The organism is Microbacterium maritypicum, assembly GCF_041529975.1.
Lineage (GTDB): Bacteria > Actinomycetota > Actinomycetes > Actinomycetales > Microbacteriaceae > Microbacterium.
The window spans coordinates 106,154-129,104 of sequence record NZ_CP168030.1; the positions used below are offsets into that span (position 1 = coordinate 106,154).

Annotated in this window: 17 protein-coding genes; 4 read left to right on the forward strand and 13 right to left on the reverse strand. The window is 68.1% G+C overall.

Annotated features, from left to right (window positions below; all coding sequences use genetic code 11):
• Positions 1–30 precede the first annotated feature (30 nt).
• On the forward strand, positions 31–1,002 hold the full coding sequence (locus tag ACCO44_RS00525) for an alpha/beta hydrolase (RefSeq protein WP_105711425.1): 972 nt from the start codon (positions 31–33) through the stop codon (positions 1,000–1,002).
• A 69-nt stretch (positions 1,003–1,071) separates the two neighbouring features.
• On the forward strand, positions 1,072–2,067 hold the full coding sequence (locus ACCO44_RS00530; protein WP_372467822.1) for a hypothetical protein: 996 nt from the start codon (positions 1,072–1,074) through the stop codon (positions 2,065–2,067).
• 10 nt (positions 2,068–2,077) lie between these two features.
• On the opposite strand, the gene cls is transcribed toward ACCO44_RS00530, so the two are convergent.
• The 12 genes from cls to ACCO44_RS00590 all read right to left on the reverse strand — a co-directional run bounded on the left by cls (position 2,078) and on the right by ACCO44_RS00590 (position 18,117).
• Positions 2,078–3,538: a cardiolipin synthase gene (cls, locus tag ACCO44_RS00535; RefSeq protein WP_372467823.1), complete on the reverse strand. Its 1,461-nt coding sequence runs from the start codon at positions 3,536–3,538 to the stop codon at positions 2,078–2,080.
• Between the two features lie 118 nt (positions 3,539–3,656).
• Positions 3,657–4,313, reverse strand: coding sequence for a hypothetical protein (locus ACCO44_RS00540; RefSeq protein ID WP_372467824.1), 657 nt, complete (start codon positions 4,311–4,313; stop codon positions 3,657–3,659).
• A gap of 128 nt (positions 4,314–4,441) precedes the next feature.
• Positions 4,442–5,551: a hypothetical protein gene (locus tag ACCO44_RS00545; protein WP_372467825.1), complete on the reverse strand. Its 1,110-nt coding sequence runs from the start codon at positions 5,549–5,551 to the stop codon at positions 4,442–4,444.
• Positions 5,548–6,336 (reverse strand): hypothetical protein, encoded by a 789-nt coding sequence (locus ACCO44_RS00550; protein ID WP_372467826.1) that lies wholly within the window; start codon positions 6,334–6,336, stop codon positions 5,548–5,550. Before ACCO44_RS00550 ends, ACCO44_RS00545 begins: the two co-directional genes overlap by 4 nt.
• A gap of 149 nt (positions 6,337–6,485) precedes the next feature.
• Positions 6,486–9,392: an RICIN domain-containing protein gene (locus tag ACCO44_RS00555; protein ID WP_372467827.1), complete on the reverse strand. Its 2,907-nt coding sequence runs from the start codon at positions 9,390–9,392 to the stop codon at positions 6,486–6,488.
• A 212-nt stretch (positions 9,393–9,604) separates the two neighbouring features.
• Positions 9,605–11,338 (reverse strand): hypothetical protein, encoded by a 1,734-nt coding sequence (locus ACCO44_RS00560; RefSeq protein ID WP_372467828.1) that lies wholly within the window; start codon positions 11,336–11,338, stop codon positions 9,605–9,607.
• A gap of 339 nt (positions 11,339–11,677) precedes the next feature.
• Positions 11,678–13,375: a hypothetical protein gene (locus tag ACCO44_RS00565; RefSeq protein WP_372467829.1), complete on the reverse strand. Its 1,698-nt coding sequence runs from the start codon at positions 13,373–13,375 to the stop codon at positions 11,678–11,680.
• Between the two features lie 247 nt (positions 13,376–13,622).
• On the reverse strand, positions 13,623–14,672 hold the full coding sequence (locus ACCO44_RS00570) for a VWA domain-containing protein (protein WP_029263247.1): 1,050 nt from the start codon (positions 14,670–14,672) through the stop codon (positions 13,623–13,625).
• Positions 14,669–15,655, reverse strand: coding sequence for a VWA domain-containing protein (locus ACCO44_RS00575; RefSeq protein ID WP_372467830.1), 987 nt, complete (start codon positions 15,653–15,655; stop codon positions 14,669–14,671). The genes ACCO44_RS00570 and ACCO44_RS00575 overlap by 4 nt, the downstream gene beginning before the upstream one ends.
• Complete coding sequence (locus ACCO44_RS00580; RefSeq protein ID WP_167633059.1) at positions 15,646–16,134, reverse strand: hypothetical protein; 489 nt, start codon at positions 16,132–16,134, stop codon at positions 15,646–15,648. Before ACCO44_RS00580 ends, ACCO44_RS00575 begins: the two co-directional genes overlap by 10 nt.
• Entirely contained in the window at positions 16,121–17,008 is an 888-nt protein-coding gene (locus ACCO44_RS00585; RefSeq protein ID WP_372467831.1) for a DUF58 domain-containing protein, read from the reverse strand. Before ACCO44_RS00585 ends, ACCO44_RS00580 begins: the two co-directional genes overlap by 14 nt.
• Before the next feature lie 8 nt (positions 17,009–17,016).
• Complete coding sequence (locus tag ACCO44_RS00590; RefSeq protein WP_372467832.1) at positions 17,017–18,117, reverse strand: AAA family ATPase; 1,101 nt, start codon at positions 18,115–18,117, stop codon at positions 17,017–17,019.
• Between the two features lie 334 nt (positions 18,118–18,451).
• Between ACCO44_RS00590 and ACCO44_RS00595 the strand changes: the two genes are divergently transcribed.
• The gene (locus ACCO44_RS00595; RefSeq protein ID WP_372467833.1) at positions 18,452–19,876 is read left to right on the forward strand and encodes an NAD(P)-binding domain-containing protein; all 1,425 of its coding nucleotides are present in this window, start codon (positions 18,452–18,454) and stop codon (positions 19,874–19,876) included.
• A 70-nt stretch (positions 19,877–19,946) separates the two neighbouring features.
• Here ACCO44_RS00595 and ACCO44_RS00600 read toward each other — a convergent pair whose 3' ends face one another.
• Positions 19,947–20,684, reverse strand: coding sequence for a Pr6Pr family membrane protein (locus ACCO44_RS00600; protein ID WP_372467834.1), 738 nt, complete (start codon positions 20,682–20,684; stop codon positions 19,947–19,949).
• A gap of 106 nt (positions 20,685–20,790) precedes the next feature.
• Between ACCO44_RS00600 and ACCO44_RS00605 the strand changes: the two genes are divergently transcribed.
• Positions 20,791–22,950 carry an adenylate/guanylate cyclase domain-containing protein gene (locus ACCO44_RS00605; protein ID WP_372467835.1) on the forward strand — a complete coding sequence of 720 codons (2,160 nt, stop codon included), beginning with the start codon at positions 20,791–20,793 and terminating at the stop codon, positions 22,948–22,950.
• Position 22,951 lies beyond the last annotated feature (1 nt).

Sequence of the window (22,951 nt, forward strand, 5' to 3'; positions counted from 1 at the left end):
GCGATGGCGGCCGAGGACAAAGGAGTTCTGATGACTGACACGACCCTGGCGCGCCCGCCCTTCGATCCCGAACTCGAAGCCGCTCTCGCCCTCGTGGGCGACCAACTGCCGTCCACGCTCACTCCGGAGATGATCCCGTTCCTGCGCCAGTCGCCGGTCGGCGGCGAGGAGGAGATCTTCGCTGCGCTCGCCGAGCGCGGGTTCACCTTTCGCGACGTGTCGATCCCCGGCCACGGGGGTGACGAGATCGTGGTCTCCGTGATCGAGAAGGAAGGCCGCACCGGCACCGGTCCCGGCTTCTTCCACACCCATGGCGGCGGGATGATCATCGGCAACCGCTGGCTCGGTGTCGTCGGCTTCCTCGACTGGGCCGAGCGCTTCAACGGCGTGATCGTCACGGTCGAGTACCGGCTCGCCCCCGAGTTCCCCGATCCGTACCCGGTGGAGGACTGCTACGCCGCGCTGCTGTGGGCGGCCGAGAACGCGGGCGAGCTCGGCATCGACCTGTCGCGGCTGATGATCGGCGGCGGGAGCGCGGGCGGCGGTCTGGCTGCCGGCACCGCTCTGCTGGCCCGTGACCGGCGAGGCCCTGAGCTGATCGGGCAGCTGCTCATCTACCCGATGCTCGATGACCGCGACGAGTCGGTCTCGACCCGTCAGATCGACGGCATCGGCGTCTGGGACCGCGGATCGAACATCACTGGCTGGACGGCGCTCCTGGGCGACCGCAAGGGCACCGACGACGTCTCGATCTATGCCGCCCCGGCCAGGGCCACCGACCTGAGCGGACTGCCGCCCGCGTTCATCGACTGCGGCAGTGCCGAGGTGTTCCGCGACGAGGATGTCGCCTACGCCACGAAGCTCTGGGAGGCCGGAGTCCAGGCCGAGCTGCACGTGTGGGCCGGCGGCTTCCACGGCTTCGACATGTTCGCCCCGCACACCGCCGTCGCGCAGGCCATGCTCGCCGCTCGCGACAACTGGGTGAACCGCCTGCTCTCCTGAGTCCGATCCCACCCTGCGGGGCCGAACCGACCCCGTAGGGTGGAATCCCCGTGCGCGATGGAGCCCGACATGCAAGATCTGCTGGGGCGGCTCACCGCCCTCGACCCGGATGCCAGCGAGACGCTCAAGGTCGTCACCTACTTCGATGCCCTCGTCGCCCGATCCGTCGGCGTGGAGAGCATGCTGCGCGGTGCCGCGGTGCTCAGCGGCGCGACGGTGGGGCAGCGCGACGGACGGCAGATCGTGCGCGTGCGGGCCGACGGCGTGCGCATCGACCCGATCGAACCGTCGCATGCCTGGCCGGTGCGGGAGAGCGGGCCGGGAGCGATCGCGTGGATCGAGCGGGAGGGGCCCGCGCACACGAACGACACGATGATCTTGGAGCGGCTGAGTCTCGCCCTCGGCATCATCCGAGCGCGCCGCTCGGTGGGACCGGAGAGCGCGGTCGAACTCGCGATCAGCTCGTACGCGGGAGCCGACGAGCGCGCTGCCGCTCTGCCCCGGCTCCGGCTCGGCGCGCGCACGCTGCGCCTGGTCGCCTCACCGCCCGATCCTGCGCCCCTGCCGCAGCATCCGTCGGCCGTGGTCGCCACCCGGCACGGCCTGACCCGCGCGACGATCCTGGATGCCGAGACGGATGCCGTGAGCGCGTGGCCTGACAGCGAGGGGCTGCGCCTCGGTCTCGGAACCGCGGGGCCGGGGGAGCACCTTCCACGGTCGTGGTCCTCGGCGTTGGTCGCCGTCCGATTGACCAGTCCCGCAGAACCGGTCGTCGATGTCGCCGACCTCGGAGCCCTGCTGCTCGTCGCGGAGGCCGCGGAGCAGGGGCCTCTCCATCCGGATGCCGCCGCGCTCGCCGCCCTCGACGACCGCAGTCGCGAGCTGCTCGACGCCGTCGCCGAGGAGCAGAGCGTGCGCGCCGCAGCCCTGCGCCTGGGTCGTCACCATTCCAGCGTGCAGGAGCGGATGGCGGTTCTCGTCGAGACCGTGGGCTACGACCCGCGCACCTCCCGAGGGCATGCTCGGTACGTGCTCGCCCGGATGCTGCTGACGCTCGGGTCCTGAGCGGGGAGGCTCAGTTCAGCGCCGACGTCAGCCGGAACACCCCGTCGAGGAACGTCGACCTCGCGGGCTCGCGCAGCCACTCGTCGAGGGTCAGCTCACGCCCCGCGGTGCGGTACTTCTGCTCGACCTCGCGCATCTGCGCCACGAAGGACTCTCCGCGCACGAGCAGTGACATCTCCGAGTTCAGGCTGAACGAGCGGATGTCCATGTTGCTCGAGCCGATCACGGCGATGTCGTCGTCGATGGAGAAGTGCTTCGCGTGCAGGATGTACGGCGGCGGGTAGAGGAAGATGCGCACGCCCGCGCGCAGCAGTGTCTCGTAGTAGGAGCGCTGCGCGTGATAGACCATCCCCTGGTCGCCGAGCTCGGAGACGAACAGCTGCACATCGAGTCCACGCTGGCAGGCCGTGGTGATCGCGTAGATCATGGCCTCGTCGGGCACGAAGTACGGGCTGGTGAGGATGACCCTCTCGGTGGCGCCGTGGATGAGGGAGAGGAACATCCGCAGGTTGTTCTCGGTGCCGTACGCCGGACCGCTCGGCACCATCTGGCAGTGCAGGTCGCCGCCCGCGGGTCGCGGCACGGCGGAAGCCGGAACCCGCTCGACGGTGGACAGATCCTCGCCGGTCTCGATCAGCCAGTCGGAGAGGAAGACGGCGTCGACCTGGGCGACGACCGGACCCTCGACCCGCGCGATCAGCTCCTGCCACATCAGTCCGCGCTTGATGTTCTTCTCCGCGTTGTAGTCGCGCGAGATGAGGTTCTGCGAGCCGACGAACCCGACCCTCCCGTCCACGACGACGAGTTTGCGGTGGTTGCGCAGGTCGGGTCGCTGGTACTGACCCTTGAACGGCCGCACTGGCAGCATCCACGACCAGGACACGCCGATCCGGTCGAGCTCGGCGAACGTCTCCTCGGACTTCGGGATCTTGCGCGAGGCGATGTAGTCGGCCAGCAGACGCACGGAGACGCCGCGGGCGACGGCCTTCTCCATCGCCGTGAAGAATCCGCGGGTCGTGGCGTCCGACGCGGCGATGTAGAACTCGACGTGCACGTACCGCTCGGCCGTGTCGATCGCGGCGGCCATGGCATCGATCGACCCCTGGTAGTCGTCGATCAGCTCGGCCGACGAATCGCCGACCACCGGCAGCCCGGTGAGCGCGTGATTCTGCTGAGCAACGCGCTGGAGCCACCGTGGAGCCTGCGGGTCCGGATCCTCCACGGCCGCGGCGGCGATCATCGCCGTGATGCGCTGCTGCTCGTCGCGGCGCTTCTTCGGCAGCCGGAAGTTTCCGATCAGCAGGTAGAGGCCCATACCGACGAAAGGCACGAGGAACACGAGCAGCAGCCAGGCCATCGCGGCCGTGGGCTTGCGGTCGCGGGGGATGTAGATCAGTGCGATCACATTGATGGCGAGGGCCGCGAGGGCCAGGATCGTCCAGATCAGGTTCGCGGAGAGGAGCGCGTCCATGGGGCCTCCTTCGAGGGGATGCCTGAGTGTGGCACGCGGTGCGACGGGCGCGGTGCGCGGCTCATCCTGCACGGGTGGGGCGTCCGCGGCGTCGGAGTGTGCCGCGCGTGACGAGGTATCAGCGCGAGGGCAACTTCACGACGTCGAACTGCACCTGCGCGTCACCGGGGATGTCTGCGACGACGCTCTGGGTCTTGCTCGTCCCGGGAGCCAACCGGTCTTCGGGGAAGGCGGCCGTGATCGTGTACTCGCCCGGGTAGACGAGGTACAGCGACGGGGCGGTCCCCGCATCGGAGGACACGGTGTCGGCGATGCCGGGGATGCGGAACGGCGCCGGCTCGAAGGAGACCTTGCTCTGCACCGCGTCGACGAACAGCGAGAGCGTCAGGGACTGCGTGAGCATCCACTCGGATGACTCGTCGTCCCAGCGCACGTCCAGCGACGACTCGTGCGGTCGCCCGGCCAGCTCGTAGCGGAAGAGCACGCGGCGCGTATCGTCGTCCCCCTCCACCGCGCGTGCTTCCGGCTCCACCGAGATGTCCGTGATGCGGCTGTCCGCCGCCTGCAGGATGGCATCGGTGCGGAGCGACTCGAAGTCGCCGGCTTTTTCGGTCGTCGTGCCCTCGTGCTGAGCGACGACGGCTCTATCGTCGAGGGCAGTCGCCGTGGTGGCATCTCCTTCGGAGATCGCGGTGAGGTACTCGCTCACGACCGCTGTCGGATCGGATCTCTGGGCGCCTCCTGCGCACGAGGTCAGGACGATGCCCGACAGCACGATGAATCCTGTGGCCGCCAGGACTGATTGTCTCTTCGATCTGCGCAATGTACAGCTTCCTCCATGTGATCAGGTCAGAGCGCCGTGCCGTTTTCTCGGTTCGGGTTCCGTGCTGCACCGAAGCACGGTCACTCGAAGCCGGGATACTCCTGCAGCTTCGTCTCGAACTCGTCGCGGTCGGCCTCGCCGAGCACACCGCTGGCGATCACGACGAGCTGCAGACCTTCGAGCGGTTCCCCGGTGCGGGCCGTCTGGGCTTCGCGCGCGGCGAGGAAGCCGCCGTCCCGGTCGTTCGACAGGTCGTAGATGTTGGCGTAGAAGCGCATCGGATCGGGGTAGTTCTCGGTGTAGTACTCCCACGTGTGCTGCGTGCGGGGATCATCGCTGCCGTAGAGCTTCGCGATCATCGACGGGTCGATGCCCGACCCGGTCGGGTCGTTGAAGGAGTAGAGCTCCCACAGGCCGTGCTGCACGACCTCGTCGTTGATCGCGGCCATCACCGCTTGCTTGCGCGCGTAGCCCTGCACGGGCTGCTCGGTCGCCCACGCCGCGGAGGTGTACTCGACGAGCATCGATTCGCCGCCGTAGCCGTTGCGTTCGGGGCGCAGGTCCTCGTCGCCGACGGGGACCCAGGTGTATCCGAATTCCCGGGTGAGCCGAGTCCGGATGTCGGCGAAGAGCTCTTCGGACTGCGCGCGCACCTCCTCCAGGGACTGCTGCCCGAGCGTCTCCTGCGGATCGGTGCCCTTGATGCCGGGGTACGCCTCGGCGTGCTTCTGATCCGCGGACTTGGCGCCCTGGTAGCTGCCGGCGGCCGAGGTCTGCAGCGCGCTCATGCCGCCGACGGTCGCGACGTTGAACAGGACGGTCACGATCAGCGCGATCGCCCCCAGCTTCCGTGCCCGCGGTGAGAACAGGGCAGCGACGACCGTGCCGACGACCACGAGTTGCGCCGTGAGCATCGTGACGCCGTAGAGCACGTCGGTGCCGCCGGCGACCAGCGTGCCGAGCAGGGTCAGCGCGAACAGGACGGCGACGGTGAGGGCGATCCACCCGAGTGCGTTCGCCGGCTGCTTCGGCTCCTCGGGCGTCGGGGTCGCGGTCGGGGCGACTGCGGATTCACGGGCGGGGGCCGAAGCCTGGCGTCGCGCACCGTGATAACCGCCGGGCGGAGGGACGGGAGGAGCCCCTTCGGCGCCGGCGAGGTAGCGCGCTCGTTGCTGCTCGTGATCGCTCACCACGGCTTGTCCGTTCCCGTGCCGCCGGGCTCGTCGCCCTGCTGCTGATCCCGCTCCTGCGTGCCCTGCTCGAGCTTGCCCTCGAGCTCGTCGAGTTTGCCCTCGGAGGGCTGCTCTTCTTCACCGGGCTGCTGCTCGGGTTCCTGCGGCTGCTGCTGTTGCTCCTGCTGCTTCTGCTTGAGCCGATCCTCGGTGCCGTCGAGGGTGTCGGACATGTCGCGCTGCGGGTCGGAGGACTGCTGCTGCGCCTCGTCGCTGTGGCATTCCTCCGGCGTTTCGACCGTGATGGTCAGCGCCTCGCCGTAGAACTCGGCGGCAGCGGCGCCGTCGCCGTCGGCTCGCGCGGCGTCGCCCATCCGCTCGACGACGAGCGCGAGGTTGATCCGCACCCCGCACACCTCCAGTCCGGTGGCGAGGCCGAGTGCCTCTTCGAGCTCCGCCCTGGCCTCGGGCAGCTGCTCGGCCGCGCCGAGGGCGGTGCCGATGTTGAACGGCGCCTTGTACGGTTCGAACCAGTTGAGGAAGTCCTGTCCACGCGCCGAGGCTTCGGATCCCGCGAAGTCGTCGACGACGTAGGCGGTGATCGCCTGATGCGCGAACGCGTACATGCTCAGCAGCTTGCCCACGAACAGCAGGGCCGCGAGGGTGAGCGGGATGGTGCCGATCGCGACCCACCGGCGGATGCTGCGGCGGCGACGGTTCGAGCGGAGCAGCGCGGCCGCTGCCTCGTTCGGGAGGGATGCGCGGTGCGCGTCGGCGACGGGGCGTGTCGAGACGTGCGTCACGCTCCACCTCCTCGCCGCTCGCCCCATGCGGCGGCAGACGAGGGTCCTCGAATCGGCACGGGAAGCGGTGAACATCCTATCCGCGTAACCTCCCAGCACAGCAGCGTCGGCCTCGAGGGAGTCCCCGAGGCCGACGCAGTCGCGTTCGGCTATCCGGCGCGGAGGGCGAACTGGTTGTTGTTCGACGGTGTGGTCCCGCAGGCGGCCTGCTCGAAGATCGCACCGTCGGCGAGGTTGCCGTTGGTGAGTGTGAGACACATGCCCGAGTGGCTGGCGATGAGCTGGGCAAAGCCGCCGGCGGTGTCCTTCACGGTCCAGAGGAAGTTGCCGGTGTCACCGCAGGTGTACTGGATGACCTTGTTCGTCTTCGAGAGGGAGACGGCCAGGCACCCACCGGAGGAGGCGTTCTTCAGCTGGATTCGCCCGTCGGCCTTGCGGATGACCGTCCATTTCTGCAGCGCATTGCCCGTGATGGGCTGCTGCACGGACTGGTCGGTGCTGTTGTTGGTGAGACCGACCGCCTTGCCGCTGGCCTTGGAGACGATCGTCTGCCCCGGAGTGCCGAGCAGGAACTGGTTGTTGTTCGATGTTCCGCAGGCGGCTTGCTCGAAGATCGCACCGTCGGCGAGGTTGCCGTTGGTGAGGGTGAGGCACAGGCCGGAGTGGTTGGCGATGAGCTGGCTGAAGCCCCCGCCGACATCCTTCTGGGTCCAGAAGAAGTTGCCGGTGTTGCCGCAGGTGTACTGGATCACCTTGTTCGTCTTCGAGAGGGACACTGCCAGGCACCCACCGGAGGACGCGTTCTTCAGCTGGATTCGCCCGTCGGCCTTGCGGATGACCGTCCATTTCTGCAGCGCGTTGCCCGTGACGGGCTGCTGCACGGACTGGTCGGTGCTGTTGTTGGTGAGACCGACCGCCTTGCCGCTGGTCTTCGAGACGATCGTCTGCCCCGGGGTTCCGAGCAGGAACTGGTTGTTGTTCGACGGTGTGGTCCCGCAGGCGGCCTGCTCGAAGATCGCACCGTCGGCGAGGTTGCCGTCGGTGAGGGTGAGGCACATGCCCGAGTGGCTGGCGATGAGCTGGCTGAAGCCCCCACCGACATCCTTCGCGTTCCACGAGAAGTTGTCGGTGTTGCCGCACGCGTATTGGATCACCTTGTTCGTCTTCGAGAGGGAGACGGCCAGGCATGCACCGGAGGAGGCGTTCTTGAGCTGGATTCGCCCGTCGGCCTTCGGGATGACCGTCCACTTCTGCAGCGCATTGCCCGTGACGGGCTGCTGCACGGTCTGGTCGGTGCTGTTGTTGGTGAGGCCGACCGCCTTGCCGCTGGTCTTCGAGACGATCGAGAGCTGGCCGGTCGGGTTCGAGGTGGGGGTCGTGGCCCGGCTCGAGGCCGTGTTTCCGCTCGCGTCCTTCGCAACGACCGTGTACTGGACTATCGCTTCCGCCGACGTGTCGACCAGGCCGACGACAAGACGCTTCCACCACGTCGCCTCGGACGTGGCGGTGGCGACCGGCGTCGCGGTTCCGGACCGGTAGAGCTCGTACGTCAGCTTCAGGTCATCGCGGTCCCAGTTCGCCAGGATGGTGACACCGACTTGATTCTGCCCCGTGCGAACGACTGTCGGCACCCAGGAGTCGCCGGAGAGGCGGGGCTTGTCTTTGGCTCCTCCGGGAGGTGTGGTGGAGAAGCGGACGAGTCCTTCGAACTGGCCGTTGTTGACGGAGCGGAATTCGCCGCCGATGGAGATCATGTTCCCGGTGCCGGTGATCGACAGTCCGGCCTGACCCAGGCCCGAGGTCACGCCGACGGCCCAGTCCGGAGTCCAGTTGTAGGCCGAGGGAGCGGGTGTTCCCGCCCAGTCCTTGTATTGAGGCACGTTCGTCTGGTGTCCTAGCGTGCCTCGCGCGTCGGCGGTGAATGCTTCCGAGTAGCGGTGCGTACGCGGGGTCTGCTCCGGGTGCAGGCCCATGGTGCTGCAGGCATGGGTGTGGCTGGTCGTGTAGACGACCTTGCCGGTGGAGTAGACGCCGTAGTGGTCGCCGAGGCAGTCGGCGATCCAGCGGATCTTGCCGGTGCCGGCTTCGGCGGCGAAGGTGCCCTCGAGGTTTGCCACGTCGTTGGTGGCGTACGACCACCCCGTGCCATAGACGCCCGTGGCGTCAGCGTTGAGACCGAAGATGCCGCCCTTTCCCGCATACTGCCCTGTGCCGGATCCGTTCTTCACCGTGTTGGGTACCTGCCACGCAGTGTCCACCGTGCCGGTGGTCTTGTCGACCGCGCCGATGCCACGCAGTGCGCTGTTGCCGCTGATCTGCGAGAAGCGTCCGCCGATGATCGTGTCCGCGCTGGCCGGGTCCATCACCATGGCGTCGACCTGCAGGTCGGTCGTCGGCGCCCAGGGCAGCAGCTTGCCATCGGGCGCGTTGAACGCGGTGAGGTTCTTCCGCGCTGTGCCGTTGGCCTGGGTGAACAGGCCGCCGGCGTAGACGCTGGTGCCCGAGGTCGCCAGCGCGTAGACGCCCGATCCGCCGATCGACGGGATGAAGCCGGGGACGAGTTCGCCGGTCTTCGCGTCGAGCGCGGCGATGTTCCAGCGGTCTTTGCCGTTGACGGAGTTGAAGGATCCGCCGATGTAGATCCGTGTGCCGTCGGGTGACGGAGCGACGGCCTTGATGACGCCGTTGACCTTCGGTGCGAACGGCAGCAGCGCGCCGGTCTGGATGTCGTAGGCGAGCACGTTCGATCGGGCGGTGAGTGCGGTGCCCGGTGCGGCCTTCGGCTCGCGGGCGTTGTCGAACTTGCCGACGGCGTAGACCGTGGAGCCGATGGTCGTCTGCGCCCAGACGTAGCCGTTGTCGATCTGGACCGTCGGGATCGGATCGGACGTGACGACGTTCTCGTCGCGTTGCAGCAGCGGCGGCGGCGACGACGAGACTTCCGCCGCCACCGCCGCTCCGCCGCCGAACGAGACGAGGCCGCTGACGACCAGGACACCGACGACGGCGCCGATGGCCGCCTTCCGGGCGCGCTTCAGTGCAGAGTTGTTCCCCATGTTTGTTCCCCAGTGATTTGATGTCGACCTTCAGGCCGACGTGACATCGCCGTGCGTTCCCCCACCGAGCCGGCTTCCCCACGAGACCGCACCCGGTCGGTTCGCAACGACGAACCCCCAAGTCGGAGCGTGATAGCTCACGACATGTAAAATAATAGCATACAGGATGCTCGCCCCGTCCAGTCCGGAGAGAGCCGGCGGCCGGGAGGTCCCTAGTCGAGCGGCGCCACCGCGATGCCACTGCTGGTGGCGGTGTTTCCGTCGCCGTCCTTCGCCACCACGGTGTACTCCACTGAGGTGGCGCTCGTCGCTGCTGACGTGTCGCTCGTCGCTGTCGTGTCGACGAGGGTGATCTCCGGTCGGTTCCACCAGGTGGCGTCGGCGGTCGTCGTGGCCACCGGCGTCGTGCTGTCCGAGCGGTGGAGCTCGTACGTCAGCGTCAGGTCGTCCCGATCCCAGTTGGCGGGGAGGGTGATGGTGACGCCTTCGGTGCCCTCGGCATTCGGCGCGACACTTCCCGTCCAGCTGTCGCCGGAGAGACGCGGCCCGTCCTTGGCTCCTCCCGGAGGTGTTGTGGAGAAGCGGACGATGCCCTCGAACTGCCCGTTGTTGACCGAGCGGAACTCACCGCCGATCGAGATCATGTCTCCCGTGCCCGTGATCGACAGGCCCGCCTGACCCAGTCCTGAGGTCACGCCGACGGCCCAGTCCGGAGTCCAGTTGTAGGCCGAGGGGGCGGGTGTGCCCACCCAGTCCTTGTAGTTGGGCGCGGCCGGCTGATGCACGAGCGTTCCGCGAGCATCCGCTGTGAAGGCCTCGGAGTAGCGATGCACGCGCTCGGTCTGCTCGGGGTGCAGGCCGACGGTGCCGCACGAGTGGGTGTGGCTCGTCGTGTACACGACCTTGCCCGTGGAGTAGACGCCGTAGTGGTCGCCGATGCAGTCGGCGACCCAGCGGATCTTGCCGGTGCCGGCCTCGGCCGCGAACGTGCCCTCGAGGTTTCCGACCTCGGCGGCCGCGTACACCCAGCCGGTGCCGTACACGCCGGTGGCATCGGCCGTGAGCGCGAAGATTCCGGCCTTGCCTGAGGCGGTGCCGCTGTTCGATCCGTTCTGGATCGAGTCGGATGCCAGCCAGGCGGTGTCGACTGTGCCGGTGGTCTTGTCCACCGCGCCGAGGCCGCGCATCGTGGTGTCGCCGCTGACCTGCGAGAAGCGTCCGCCGATGATCGTATCCGCGCCGGCGGGGTCCATCACCATCGCGTCGACCTGCAGATCAGTCGTCGGTGCCCATGGCAGGAGGACACCATCGGATGCATTGAACGCGGTGAGGTTCTTCCTGGCCGTGCCGTTGGCCTGGGTGAACAGGCCGCCGGCGTAGACGCTGGTGCCCGAGGTCGCCAGCGCGTAGACGCCCGATCCGCCGATCGACGGGATGAAGCCCGGGACGAGCTCGCCGGTCTTCGCGTCGAGGGCGGCGATGTTCCAGCGGTCTTTGCCGTTGACGGAGTTGAAGGAGCCGCCGATGTAGATGCGGCTGCCATCGGGCGATGCGGCGACGGCTTTGATGACGCCGTTGACCTTCGGTGCGAACGGCAGCAGCGCGCCGGTCTGGATGTCGTAGGCGAGCACGTTCGATCGGGCGGTGAGTGCGGTGCCCGGTGCGGCCTTCGGCTCGCGGGCGTTGTCGAACTTGCCGACGGCGTAGACCGTGGAGCCGATGGTCGTCTGCGCCCAGACGTAGCCGTTGTCGATCTGGACCGTCGGGATCGGATCGGACGTGACGACGTTCTCGTCGCGTTGCAGCAGCGGCGGCGGCGACGACGAGACTTCCGCCGCCACCGCCGCTCCGCCGCCGAACGAGACGAGGCCGCTGACGACCAGGACACCGACGACGGCGCCGATGGCCGCCTTTCGGGCGCGCTTCGGCGCAGAGTTGTTCCCCATGATGTTGATTCCCCAGTGATTTGATGCCGACCCCAGATCGGCATGACATCGCCGTACGCTCCAGACCGAGACGGCTTCCCCAGAGGCCGTGCCCAGTCGGTTCGTGACGACGAACCCCCAAGTCGAAGCATGATAGCTATCGACATGTAAAATAATAGCATATCGGATGCTGGTTCGCGAATCAGGCCGAGATCAGCCGCGTCGCAGACCTGAAAGCGATGGCTCTGCGCAGCCGGTCGGCCGCTGGGGGACCAGCAGAGCCGACCTCGGGTACGATCCGAGGTCGGCTCTCGTTCTTTCCACTCGGGCTGCGGAAGCGGGCGGCCCGAGACCCTTCGATCAGTGGGGTGCTATCCAGGTGATGCCGCCGCTGGCGGTGACGTTGCCGTCGGCATCCTTCGCCACCACTGTGTACTCCCGTGGCGTATCGTCCGTGGCTGTCTCGTCCACGAGGATCACGAGTGGTCGGTTCCACCAGGTCGCATCTGCCGTCGTCGTGGCCACCGGCGTCGCGCTGTCCGCGCGGTGGAGCTCGTAGCTGAGGGTCAGGTCATCGCGGTCCCAGTTGGCGGGGAGGGTGACGGTGACGCCCGCGGAACCGTCGGCGTTCCCCTCGGCGCTTCCTGTCCAGTCGTCGCCGGAGAGACGGGGCTTGTCCTTCGCTCCGCCCGGAGGGGTCGTCGAGAAGCGGACGAGTCCTTCGAACTGGCCGTTGTTGACCGAGCGGAACTCGCCGCCGACGGAGATCATGTTCCCGGTGCCCGTGATGGACAGGCCCGCCTGACCCATGCCCGTGGTCTGACCCACGCCCCAGTCCGGGGTCCAGGCATACGCCGACGGAGCGGGCGTACCCGCCCAGTCCCTGTAGTTGACGTTGGGCTGATGCCCCAGTGTGCCCCTGGCATCGGCGGTGAATGCCTCCGAGTATCGGTACGTCGTCTGCCGCTGCTCGGGCTGCAAGCCCACAGTCCGGCATGCGTGGGTGTGGCTCGTCGTGTACACGACCTCGCCGGTGGAGTAGACGCCGTAGTGATCACCGAGGCAGTCGGCCACCCAGCGGAGCTTGCCGGTCCCGGCTTCGGCAGCGAAAGCCCCTTCCAGGTTGGTCGGCTGTACGGCCCCATAGGACCAGGCGGTGCCGTAGACGCCCGTCGCGTCGGTGGCGAGACTGAAGATTCCCGTTCGCCCCGTGGAACGGGTGGCCCGGACGCTGTTGATCGCGGACGGTGTCTGCCAGGCGGTGTCCACTGCACCGGTGGTCTTGTCGACCGCTCCGATGCCGCGCAGGGCGGTGTTGCCGCTGATCTGCGAGAAGCGTCCGCCGATGATCGTGTCCGCCCCGGCCGGGTCCATCACCATCGCGTCGACCTGCTGGTCGGTCGTCGGTGCCCAGGGCAGGAGGGTGCCGTTGGAGGCGTCGAAGGCGGCGAGGTTCTTCCGCGCGGTGCGGTTGCCCTGCGTGAACAGCCCACCGGCATAGACGCTCGTGCCCGAGGTCGCCAGGGCGTAGACGCCGGATCCGCCGATGGAGGGCACGAAGCCCGGCGCCAGTTCGCCCGTCGTGGGGTCGAGGGCGGCGATGTTCCAGCGGTCTTTGCCGTTGACGGAGTTGAAGGAGCCGCCGATGTAGATCCGTGTGCCATCGGGCGATGCGGCGACGGCCTTGATGACGCCGTTGACTGTGGGTGCGAAGGGCAGCAGCGCGCCGGTGTCGATGTCGTAGGCGAGCACGTTCGACCGCGCCGTGAGCGCCGTTCCGGGCGCGGCTTTCGGTTCGCGGGCGTTGTCGAACTTGCCGACGGCGTAGACCGTGGAGCCGACGGTCGTCTGCGCCCAGACGTAGCCGTTGTCGATCTGGACCGTCGGAATCGGATCTGACGTGACGACGTTGTCGTCGCGTTGCAGCAGCGGTGGAGGTGAGGTCTCGGCCACCGCCGCTCCGCCACCGGATGAGACCAGGCCGGCGGCGACCAGGGCCCCGACGGCGGCGCCGATGGCCGCTTTCCGGGCGCGCTTCAGCGCAAAGATGTTCCCCATGTATTCGTTCCCCAGAGATAGATGCCGGCCCTTCAGGCCGACATGACATCGCCGCGCGTTCCCACCGAGTCGGCTTCCCCACGAGCCTGCGACACGGTCGAGCCGCGACGACGAACCTATGCCCGGACAGGTAGCCCGTGGCAGGTAAAACGATACGGACCGGAGGGCGGGAGCGCCACGGATCCCGCACCTTCATACCGGATCGCGCACGGCCCCGGTGGTCGCGTCGAGCGTGAGGCGATCGGTGCTACTGCCCGGAGCCACCGGGAGGCCGCTGCCGCGTCGGGCGCAGCTGCCGGAGCTTCGCGATGAGCATCGTCGCGCGCGTGAGCTCGATGCCCAGGATGAGGAGGATGATCAGCGCCGCGATCCAGTACAGCTCCATCACGTTGCCGACCTCTCCCGACTCTGCGTAGTTGGTCGTGGTGGCCGGCGCCTCCGGCAGCACGGGGGCGGCCTCTGCGGTCCGATGCTCGTACTCCACGCCGAGCTGGTCGGCGATGGCCTCCAGGTTCGTCTCGTCGATCACGGAGAGGGCGTCTGCCCCCTCGTACTGGATGTACTCGGCACCGCCCTCGGAGAGCCCGCCCGTCGTGATGCGCATCGGCCCGCCCTCCGCAGTGCCGTAGCCGAACACGGCCCCTGCGTCGGTGTACTTCTCGCTCGAGCTGAACGACTCGGGCTCGCTGTCGACCGTCTGCTCCCCGTCGCCGAAGTAGAACACCATCCGCGAGCGGTCGGGCGATGATTCCGCCGCCGACGCGAGGGTCTCGGTCAGCAGGGGTGCCGCGATGCCGATCGAGCTCCCGCGCGACTGACTCGTCACTTCGGGCCGCAGCACCTCCAGCGATCCCATGAGCGCCGTGGTGTCGGTGGTCAGCGGCATCCTCAGCTCGGCCGCCGCATCCGAGGTGATGAGCGCGAAGCGTGCTCCTGGGTACTCCTCGACGAGCGTGCGCACGTCTTCACGGATGCCGTCGAGCCGCGGTTCGCCCTCGTCCCAGTCCTCGGCCACGATGCTCGCGGTCGTGTCGACGACGAGCACGATGTCGGTGTCGGTCGCGAGCGTCTGGGTCGCGCCTCCCGGGATACCGGGGCGCAGCAGCAGCGCGGCGCAGGCGAGCACCAGCACCAGGCGCATCGCCCACAGCGCGCGGTGTCCGGCGACCGTGCGCGTGTCGGCAGGCGCCCCTCCGGCGGTCCGGGGCGGTCGCACCAGGACCCAGATCGCGAGTGCGGCGACCGGGGCGCACAGCAGCAGGATCAGCAGCGGGTTCAGCACGGGCTGGAAGATCACAGTCGCACCCTCCACAGCACCACGACGAAGCCGAGGAGACAGACCGAGAGCACCGCGATCCAGAGATTCGGGGCGTCCGTCCAGACCACCTGCGCCTCGCCGCGCAGCTCGGTCGCCTCCTGCTCCTGCACCTGCTCGACGATGTCGGAGACAGTCGTCGTATCGCGCAGGCCGAATGCGGCCCCGCCGGTGGACTCGGCCGCGGCGGAGAGCTCCGCGCTGACGTCGGCATCCTTGCCCTGCACGGGATTCAGCGCGAACACCCGCACCTCCTTCGAGGCCGCATACGCCGCCGCCTCGTCGAGCGTGACGATGGAGGCGCCGTTGACCTCGTTGTCGGTCGCGAAGATCACCGACCGCGAACGATCGTCACCCGGACGGTCGAACCCCATCGTGCAGGCGGCGAGGCCGTCTCCGATCAGGGAGGCGCCGTCGCCGTTGAGGGTGCCGACCCAGTGTTCGGGGATCTGGTCGACGTAGTCGAAGCTCCGGGTCATGCTCTCCAGGTGCTCGCGGATGAAGTCGTAGTCGTCGGTCAGCGGGAAGATCTGCACCGGGGAGCTGTTGAAGATCGTCAGCCCGATCCGCTCGCCCTCGAAGTCGTCGAGCAGCTCTTCGAACACCGTCAGCACCTCGACGTCGACCTCGGACATCGAGCCGGAGACGTCGAGGCACAGCATGATGTCGCGGCTCGTGTTGACCGGCTGGATGGTCTGGGCCGACATCGGCCGAGCGGCCACGACGCCCGCCACGATAGCCGTCACCGCGCCCAGAGCCAGGATGCCCGACAGCGCGAGAGCCCGCCGCGCCAGCGCTCGACGGAACGTCGGCAGTGCGCGCAGGCGCTCGGCGCGAGCGACGCGCGCCGTGTCGCCGCCGCGACCACCTCCGCTCCGCCGCAGCCCGAGGATCAGGCCGACCGTGACGGCGACCAGGACGACGGCGACCGCGGCGACCAGCATCCACACGTTCGCTAGTGCCACGCCCGCACCACCGTTCGTGCGGCCTCGGCGCCCGCGATCGGATCGATGGCCGGCCCCGGACGGAAGATGCTGGGGTAGTAGTGCCTGCCCATGGCGTCGATCAGGGCAGGATGCACGCCCCGCGCCACGAGGTCGTCGAGCGCGAGTACCGGGGCCTCGAGGCCGCTGTACTCGTTCACGAAGGTGCGGACGACGCGGCTCAGTTCGAGGTTCGCCTGCCGGGCACTGAGTCGGCTCTCGCGGTACTCGTTCTCGATCTGCTGGATGCGACCCATGTACTCGGTGCGCAGCTGCGACAGCACGTCGATGATCAGCGGCGGATGCCCGGCGGCCTCATCCACGGGGAGCGTGCGCCGCGGCCGCGTGAGCACGATGAGCAGCCAGGCGCCGAGCACCAGGAGAACGAGGATGCCGATCGCGAGCAGCATCCATCCCCAGCCGTACTGCGCCGGCGGGTAGAGCTCTTCAGAGCCGGGCATTCGACCTCCGGTTCAGCAGCTGCAGCAGCTGCGCGACGGCGTCGTCCTGCCCGTCGAGGGAGGAGTGGCTGATCTCGAGGCGGGTGAGGAGCTCATCCCGGCGCGCCGCGTCGGCATCGTGCTGCGCGGTCAGCTCCTGCACGATGGCACGGTCGCCCTGCACGAAGTCCGGCACCTGCCAGCGGCTGTCCGCATCGCTGCGGATGCGTCCGGTGGCGTGATCCAGCACGGGGTCGGCGTCACGCAGGGTGAGCCAGAGCACGTCGTGCTGCACGCGCAGGCGGCGCAGCATCCGCTCGGTCTCGCTCGTCACCGGGGCCTCGTCGGTGATGACGACCACGATCATTCGGCGGGAGATCGTGCGGGTCACGAATGAGAGCAGGGCGTCGCGGTCGCTGGGCGCCGAGCTGTCGTCGATCGCCCGGTCGATCGTGCGCAGGGCGTGTTCGAGCGCGCCCTCGCTGCGGCCGGGCGCGAGACGCCGCACCTTCGCCGCATCGCCGTAGACGGTGCTGAAGTCGTCGCCGTGGCGCAGCGTGAGCACGCCGAGCGCCCCCGTCGCGAGGATCGCCAGCTCCTTCTTCGATCGCTCGTCGGCGGCGAGGGCCGACATCGAGCGGCCCGTGTCGACCACGAACAGCACCGTGTGCATGCGGGTCGCGCGGGAGCGTTTGACGAGCGGGGTGCCCAGCCGCGCGGTCGCCCGCCAGTCGATGTCGCGCACCTGATCGCCGTACTCGTACTTGCGCAGGTCTTCGAAGTCGAGGCTGCGCCCGTGCAGGAGCGACGCGTAGGCGCCGTCGAGCGCGTGCAGCGACTTGCGCGTCGAGTGGATGAAGAGCTTGCTCTTCACCTGCGTGATCAGGCTGGGCATCGGAGGGGTCAGGGGGTGGGGACCGACGCGAAGATCTGGTCGATGATCTCCTCGCTGCGGACACCCTCGGCATCCGCCTCGAAGGTCAGCAGCACGCGGTGGCGGAGCACCAGGTGGCGCAGTTCGCGGATGTCTTCGGGCAGCACGTGGGAGCGGCCCTTCAGCAGGGCCAGCGCCCTGGACGCCTGCAGGAAGGCGATGCTCGCACGCGGGCTCGCACCGTACTTGATGAAGCGGGCGCGCTCCTCGCCGATGTACGGCGCCGGGTTCCGGGTCACGTAGGCGATCGACACGATGTAGTTGCGGATCGCGGGGTCGACGTAGATGCGGCTCGCGACGTCCTGCAGCAGGCGCACGTCGTCGAGACTCACGGCGCTGGTCACATGCCGATCCGGGTCGAGCACGCCGGAGTCGATGCGGCTGAGCACCTCGAGCTCCTCGGCGGGGCTCGGGTATTCGACGATCTCCTTGAGCAGGAAGCGGTCCATCTGCGCCTCGGGCAGCTCGTACGTGCCCTCCTGCTCGATCGGGTTCTGCGTGGCGATCACGAGGAACGGCTTCGGCAGGTGGTGGATCTCGCCGCCGATGGTGGTCTGGTGCTCCTGCATCGCCTCGAGCATGGCGCTCTGCGTCTTGGCGCTGGAGCGGTTGATCTCATCCAGCAGCACGAAGTTCGCGTGCACCGGACCGAGCACGGTGCGGAACGAGCCCGTCGCGGCGTCGTAGATCTGGTTGCCCGTGATGTCGCTCGGCAGCAGGTCGGGGGTGCACTGGATGCGCTTGAACTGCGCCTTCACGGTGTCGGCGAGGGTGCTGGCCGCGGTGGTCTTGGCAAGGCCGGGGACGCTCTCGAGCAGGATGTGCCCGCCGGCGATGAGCGACACGAGCAGGCTCGTGCGCAGCCGCTCCTGACCGACCATCTTCGCCGAGTATGAGGTGGAGATGATGCGCAGGACCTCGTTCGCCCGTGCCATCTCGGCATCCGTCGGAGCGCCGTTCGCGGGTGCCGACGCGGGTGCCGACGTGGGTGCGGGGTCGGGAGTGCGCGCCGGGGCGGGCGGGGGCGGAGGCGCGGCCGGATACGGGGATGCGGCGTTCAGGTCATGCATGCTCTCTCCTCCTGAGGAGCGCGGCGCGTCCCCCCGCGGACCAGCGTAATCGCATCCGTCCGCGCCGTTCCCAGCCCGACCCACCCGCACCGCTCACCTGCATGAACGGATGACGGATGCAGGAGGGCTCGCCGTCCGCCCCTCATGCATCCGTCGAAGGGTCATGCATCCGGAGGGGCGACGAAGCCGCCAGCTCCCGCGACCGACACTGATACCGTCGAAGGGCAGCCGCTTTCCGGGCAGGTCGAGCCTTCCGCTCCCACCGGGACAGAACTGTTCCTCGCTCGGATGCGGCCGCTGACCGATACATGACTGAAGAGTATGAGGACGATACGTGACGAGCAGAGAACGAGTAGCGATCATCGGCGCCGGCCCCTCGGGTATGGCGCAACTGCGGGCCTTCGAGTCCGCGGGCCGCGCGGGGGCGGACATCCCCGAGCTGGTCTGCTTCGAGAAGCAGGCCGACTGGGGCGGGCAGTGGAACTTCACCTGGCGCACCGGACTCGACGAGTTCGGCGAGCCCGTGCACTCCAGCATGTACCGCAACCTGTGGTCGAACGGCCCGAAGGAGGCGCTGGAGTTCGCGGACTACAGCTTCGACGAGCACTTCGGCCGACCCATCTCCTCCTATCCACCGCGTCCCGTGCTGTGGGACTACATCGCCGGCCGCCTGGAGAAGAGCGACGTGCGCGACCTGATCCGTTTCCAGACGGTGGTGCGCTGGATCGAGTTCGACAGTGAGCGCGAGGTCTTCACGCTCACCAGCGAGAATCTGCCCACCGGTGAGTCGACCGTGGAGGAGTTCGACCGCGTCATCGTCGCCAGCGGGCACTTCTCCTTCCCGAACATGCCGGACTTCGCCGGTATCGAGACGTTCCCCGGCTACATCAGCCACGCCCACGACTTCCGCGGCGCCGAGGCGTTCGCCGACAAGGACGTGCTCGTGATCGGCGCGAGCTACTCGGCGGAGGACATCGGCAGCCAGGCGTTCAAGATGGGCGCCCGCTCGGTCACCGCGAGCTTCCGCTCGGCACCGATGGGTTACGACTGGCCCGAAGGCATCGAGGAGCGCCCGGTCGTCGAGCGCTTCGAGGGCGACGTCGTGTTCTTCGCCGACGGCACGTCGAAGCGCGTGGATGCGGTGATCATGTGCACCGGATACCTGCACAAGTACCCGTTCCTCCCCGACGACCTGGCGCTGTCGTCGCCGAACAACGTCTACCCCGACGGCCTCTACCGTGGCGTGGTCTGGCAGGGCAATCCGCGTCTGACCTACCTCGGCGCGCAGGACCAGTGGTTCACGTTCAACATGTTCGACGTGCAGGCCTGGTACGTGCGCGACCTGATCCTCGGCCGCATCGCGTTGCCGGATGAGGCCGAGCGTGCCGCATCCATCGCCGAGTGGCGCACGCGATTCGGGCAGATCGATTCGGCGGCCGCGGAGATCCGCTTCCAAGCCGACTACATCCGCGACCTGTTGGAGCTCACCGACTATCCGGAGTTCGACATCGATCGGGTCGTCGAGATCTTCCTGGCGTGGAAGCACGACAAGAAGGACGACATCATGGGCTACCGCGACCGCGTGTACGAGTCGGTCATGACCGGCACGCTCGCGGTCGTGCACCACACCCCGTGGCTCGAGGAGCTCGACGACTCCCTCGAGCGGTACCTCGATGTGGATCCGGACTCGGTCGAGACGGCTCGCATGGTCGGCGGCCTGCCGCGCGACGACGACCGTGAGGCGCTCGCCGCCGTCTGAGCCCGCATGAGCCGCACTCCGTCCCTCCCGCCCTCAGCGGTGTGAGGGACGGAGTCATCAGGGCGCGGCGTCAGAGCGCGAGGTCGGCGGGCGGCACGGTGGCGTCGGCCGTCGAGTCCGACACGGTCGCGCGGCGGCGACCGACCCAGACGACGAGGGCGGCGGCGCCGATGATGATCGCGGCGATCAGGAGCACGTAGAGCGCGACGGCTCCGTATCCGCCGGGCTGTGTGGGTTCGAGGAACGGATACGGGTACCAGCACGGCTTCCCCGTCGCCGGAGCGATCACCAGGTTCGCGCGGATCAGGGTGTAGATCACCCAGACGATCGGGAAGATCGCGGCGATGCCGACGGCTCCCCATCCGAGAGCTCGGCGACGCGGTGCGAAGAGGACGTCGGCCAGCATGATGATCGGGATGACGACGTGGAGCACCTCGTTGGACCAGCCGACGGTCGAGCCCTGCGGCAGCTCGATGCCGCGCAGCAGCAGGTTGTAGACGACGCCCGTGACGATCATGTAGGTGCTCGCGCACATCAGCAGGATCGCCAACCAGCGAGGTTCGGCCGTCGTCGTGCTGCGGCGCGCCAACCCCCAGATCCCGCCGCACGCGAGCGCGACCGCGGCCAGGACGTTCGACTCGATGGTGAAGAAGCTGAAGAAGTTCGCGATGACTGTGGGCAGGTGCGCGCCCCACTCGGTCGTCGCCGCCCCCGCGATCTCCAGGGAGCGGATGAGCTGCGCCACGATCGCGGCGACCGCGAGAACGGCTGCGGCGATGCGCAGGTAGGGCCACCAGGTCGTCGTCATGTTCGCCTCCGTCGGCAACTGTAGCGGCAGAAAAGCATGGACCGCGGGACCGATATATCGATATCGTCGGACCGATCACGCAGGTGCGCGCATGGCGGAGGGGCATATGAGCGACAGCGGTAACGGCACGGTCGATGCGGGTGTGGTGAAGAAGGGGCGGTTCCGGCGAGCCGGACTCAGCATCCAGTCGAAACTCCTCATCATGCTGCTGGCGGTGAGCCTCGTGTCGTCCGTGATCGTGGGCGCCATCGGCTTCATCAACGGGCGTCAATCCCTACACGACTCGGCGGTGGACCAGCTCATCACCATCCGCTCGATGCGGGCGGCCGAGATCACGACCGCGATCGAGAGCGTCCGTCGCGATGCCTCACTGAACTCCCGAAACCTCAGCGCGCAGAACATGTCGACGGCAGTGAACGCGGGCTTCGCCGATCTCGCCGACGCGGAGCTCGACGAGAGCGCGCAAGCGGAGCTCGAGGACTACTACACGGACGTCTTCATCCCCGAGCTCGAGGGGCGTTCCGGTGAGGAGTACGGCGACACGGCCTTCATCCCTGAATCCGATGCCGGGAAGTACGTGCAGTCGCAGTACGTCACGGGCAACCAGGACTTCGACGCCGACTACGACGCGCAGCTCGCACTCAACGACAGCGGCGACGGCACCAGCTACTCGGCCGCGACCGGACGGTACGGCGACTACTTCACGCGCCTGGTGCAGGAGGCCGGATACGAAGACGCCCTGCTGCTCAACGTCGACGGCGACGTCACCTACTCCGCGTATAAGGGGGTCGAGCTCGGCACGAATCTGTTGACCGGGCCCTATCGTGATTCGCTCCTGTCGAAGGCGTACTCCGAGGCGATCGCCACCAACTCCGTCAACACGGTCGTCCTCACCGACTTCGATCGGTGGATCCCCTCCCTCAACGTCCCCGCCATTTGGGTCGTCTCCCCGGTCGGAAACGACAACGGCATCACCGGGGCGATGGCGTTCCAGATCTCGATCGACACGATCAACGACGTGATGACCGGTAAAGAGGACTGGAAGGCGCAGGGCCTCGGTGACACCGGCGAGGTGTATCTCGTCGGACGCGACGACCTCATGCGCAGCACCGCTCGCCGCCTCGTGGAAGACCCCGAGGACTATGTGAAGCGTCTGATCGCCGGAGGGATGGCGCCGACCATCGTCGACCGCATCGGCGCCATCAAGGGCACCGTCCTGCTGCAGCCCGTCGACACGAAGGCCGTGCAGGAAGCGCAGGCGGGCCGCAGCGGCACCATCGTCGGCCGCGACTTCGTCGGCGGCGAGAGCGTCACCGCCTACGCCCCGCTCGAGATCGAAGGTCTCGACTGGGTCGTGATCGCGCGCATCGACACCGCCGAGGCCTTCGAGCCGGTGAACGTCTTCACCCGCAACGTGCTGCTGTCGCTGCTCGGCATCATGCTCGGCGTCTCGCTGCTGTCGCTGCTGCTCGCGCAGGTGTTCACGCGGCCGATCCACCGGCTCGTCGGTGCCGTGCACCGTGTCGCGGAGGGCGACCTCGACGTGCAGGTGCCGCAGGGCTCTCGTGACGAGTTCGGCGACCTCGGCAGCGCCTTCAACGACATGGCCTCGAGCTTGCGCATCAAACAGGAGCTGATCGAAGAACAGCAGAAGGAGAACGAGAAGCTGCTGCACACGCTCATGCCGGCGAGCGTCGCGACCAAGTACAAGCAGGGCGAGGAGGCGATCACCGAGGCGCACGAGAACGTGTCGGTCGTGTTCGCCGAGCTGGTCGGGTTCGACGACCTCGCGCGCGACATGAGCGCGGAGGAGGAGATCGGCCTCCTGAACACGCTCATGCGCGGGTTCGACGAGGCCGCCGAGAAGGCGGGCGTCGAGAAGGTGCGCACCCTGCGCGGCGGCTACCTCGCCTCGTCGGGGCTGATCGTGCCACGCGTCGACAACATCCGCCGCACGGTCGACTTCGCCCGCAATCTGGTCGGTGTGCTCGAGCGCTTCAATGCGCAGAACGGCACCCAGATCTCGCTGCGTGCCGGCGTCGACACCGGGACGGTCACGAGCGGCCTCGTCGCGCGGACCAGCCTCGCCTACGACCTGTGGGGTGACGCCGTGAACCTCGCCTACCGGGTGCGCTCGGTCAGCGGCGAGCCCGGCATCTACGTGAGCCAGACCGTGCGCGACCGCACCCAGGAGCTGGTCACCTACGTCGAAGCGGGGACGGTGGAGACGCAGGGCAGGACCGAGACCGTGTGGAAGGTGGTCTGAT

Bases quoted from the DNA above. Each gene is read 5' to 3' on its own strand.
- ACCO44_RS00605 (WP_372467835.1), top strand. From the start codon at position 20,791: ATGAGCGACAGCGGTAACGGCACGGTCGATGCGGGTGTGGTGAAGAAG.
- ACCO44_RS00590 (WP_372467832.1), bottom strand. From the start codon at position 18,117: ATGCATGACCTGAACGCCGCATCCCCGTATCCGGCCGCGCCTCCGCCC.
- ACCO44_RS00560 (WP_372467828.1), bottom strand. From the start codon at position 11,338: ATGGGGAACAACTCTGCGCCGAAGCGCGCCCGAAAGGCGGCCATCGGC.
- ACCO44_RS00580 (WP_167633059.1), bottom strand. From the start codon at position 16,134: ATGCCCGGCTCTGAAGAGCTCTACCCGCCGGCGCAGTACGGCTGGGGA.
- ACCO44_RS00555 (WP_372467827.1), bottom strand. From the start codon at position 9,392: ATGGGGAACAACTCTGCACTGAAGCGCGCCCGGAAGGCGGCCATCGGC.
- ACCO44_RS00600 (WP_372467834.1), bottom strand. From the start codon at position 20,684: ATGACGACGACCTGGTGGCCCTACCTGCGCATCGCCGCAGCCGTTCTC.
- ACCO44_RS00525 (WP_105711425.1), top strand. From the start codon at position 31: ATGACTGACACGACCCTGGCGCGCCCGCCCTTCGATCCCGAACTCGAA.
- ACCO44_RS00565 (WP_372467829.1), bottom strand. From the start codon at position 13,375: ATGGGGAACATCTTTGCGCTGAAGCGCGCCCGGAAAGCGGCCATCGGC.
- cls (WP_372467823.1), bottom strand. From the start codon at position 3,538: ATGGACGCGCTCCTCTCCGCGAACCTGATCTGGACGATCCTGGCCCTC.
- ACCO44_RS00530 (WP_372467822.1), top strand. From the start codon at position 1,072: ATGCAAGATCTGCTGGGGCGGCTCACCGCCCTCGACCCGGATGCCAGC.
- ACCO44_RS00585 (WP_372467831.1), bottom strand. From the start codon at position 17,008: ATGCCCAGCCTGATCACGCAGGTGAAGAGCAAGCTCTTCATCCACTCG.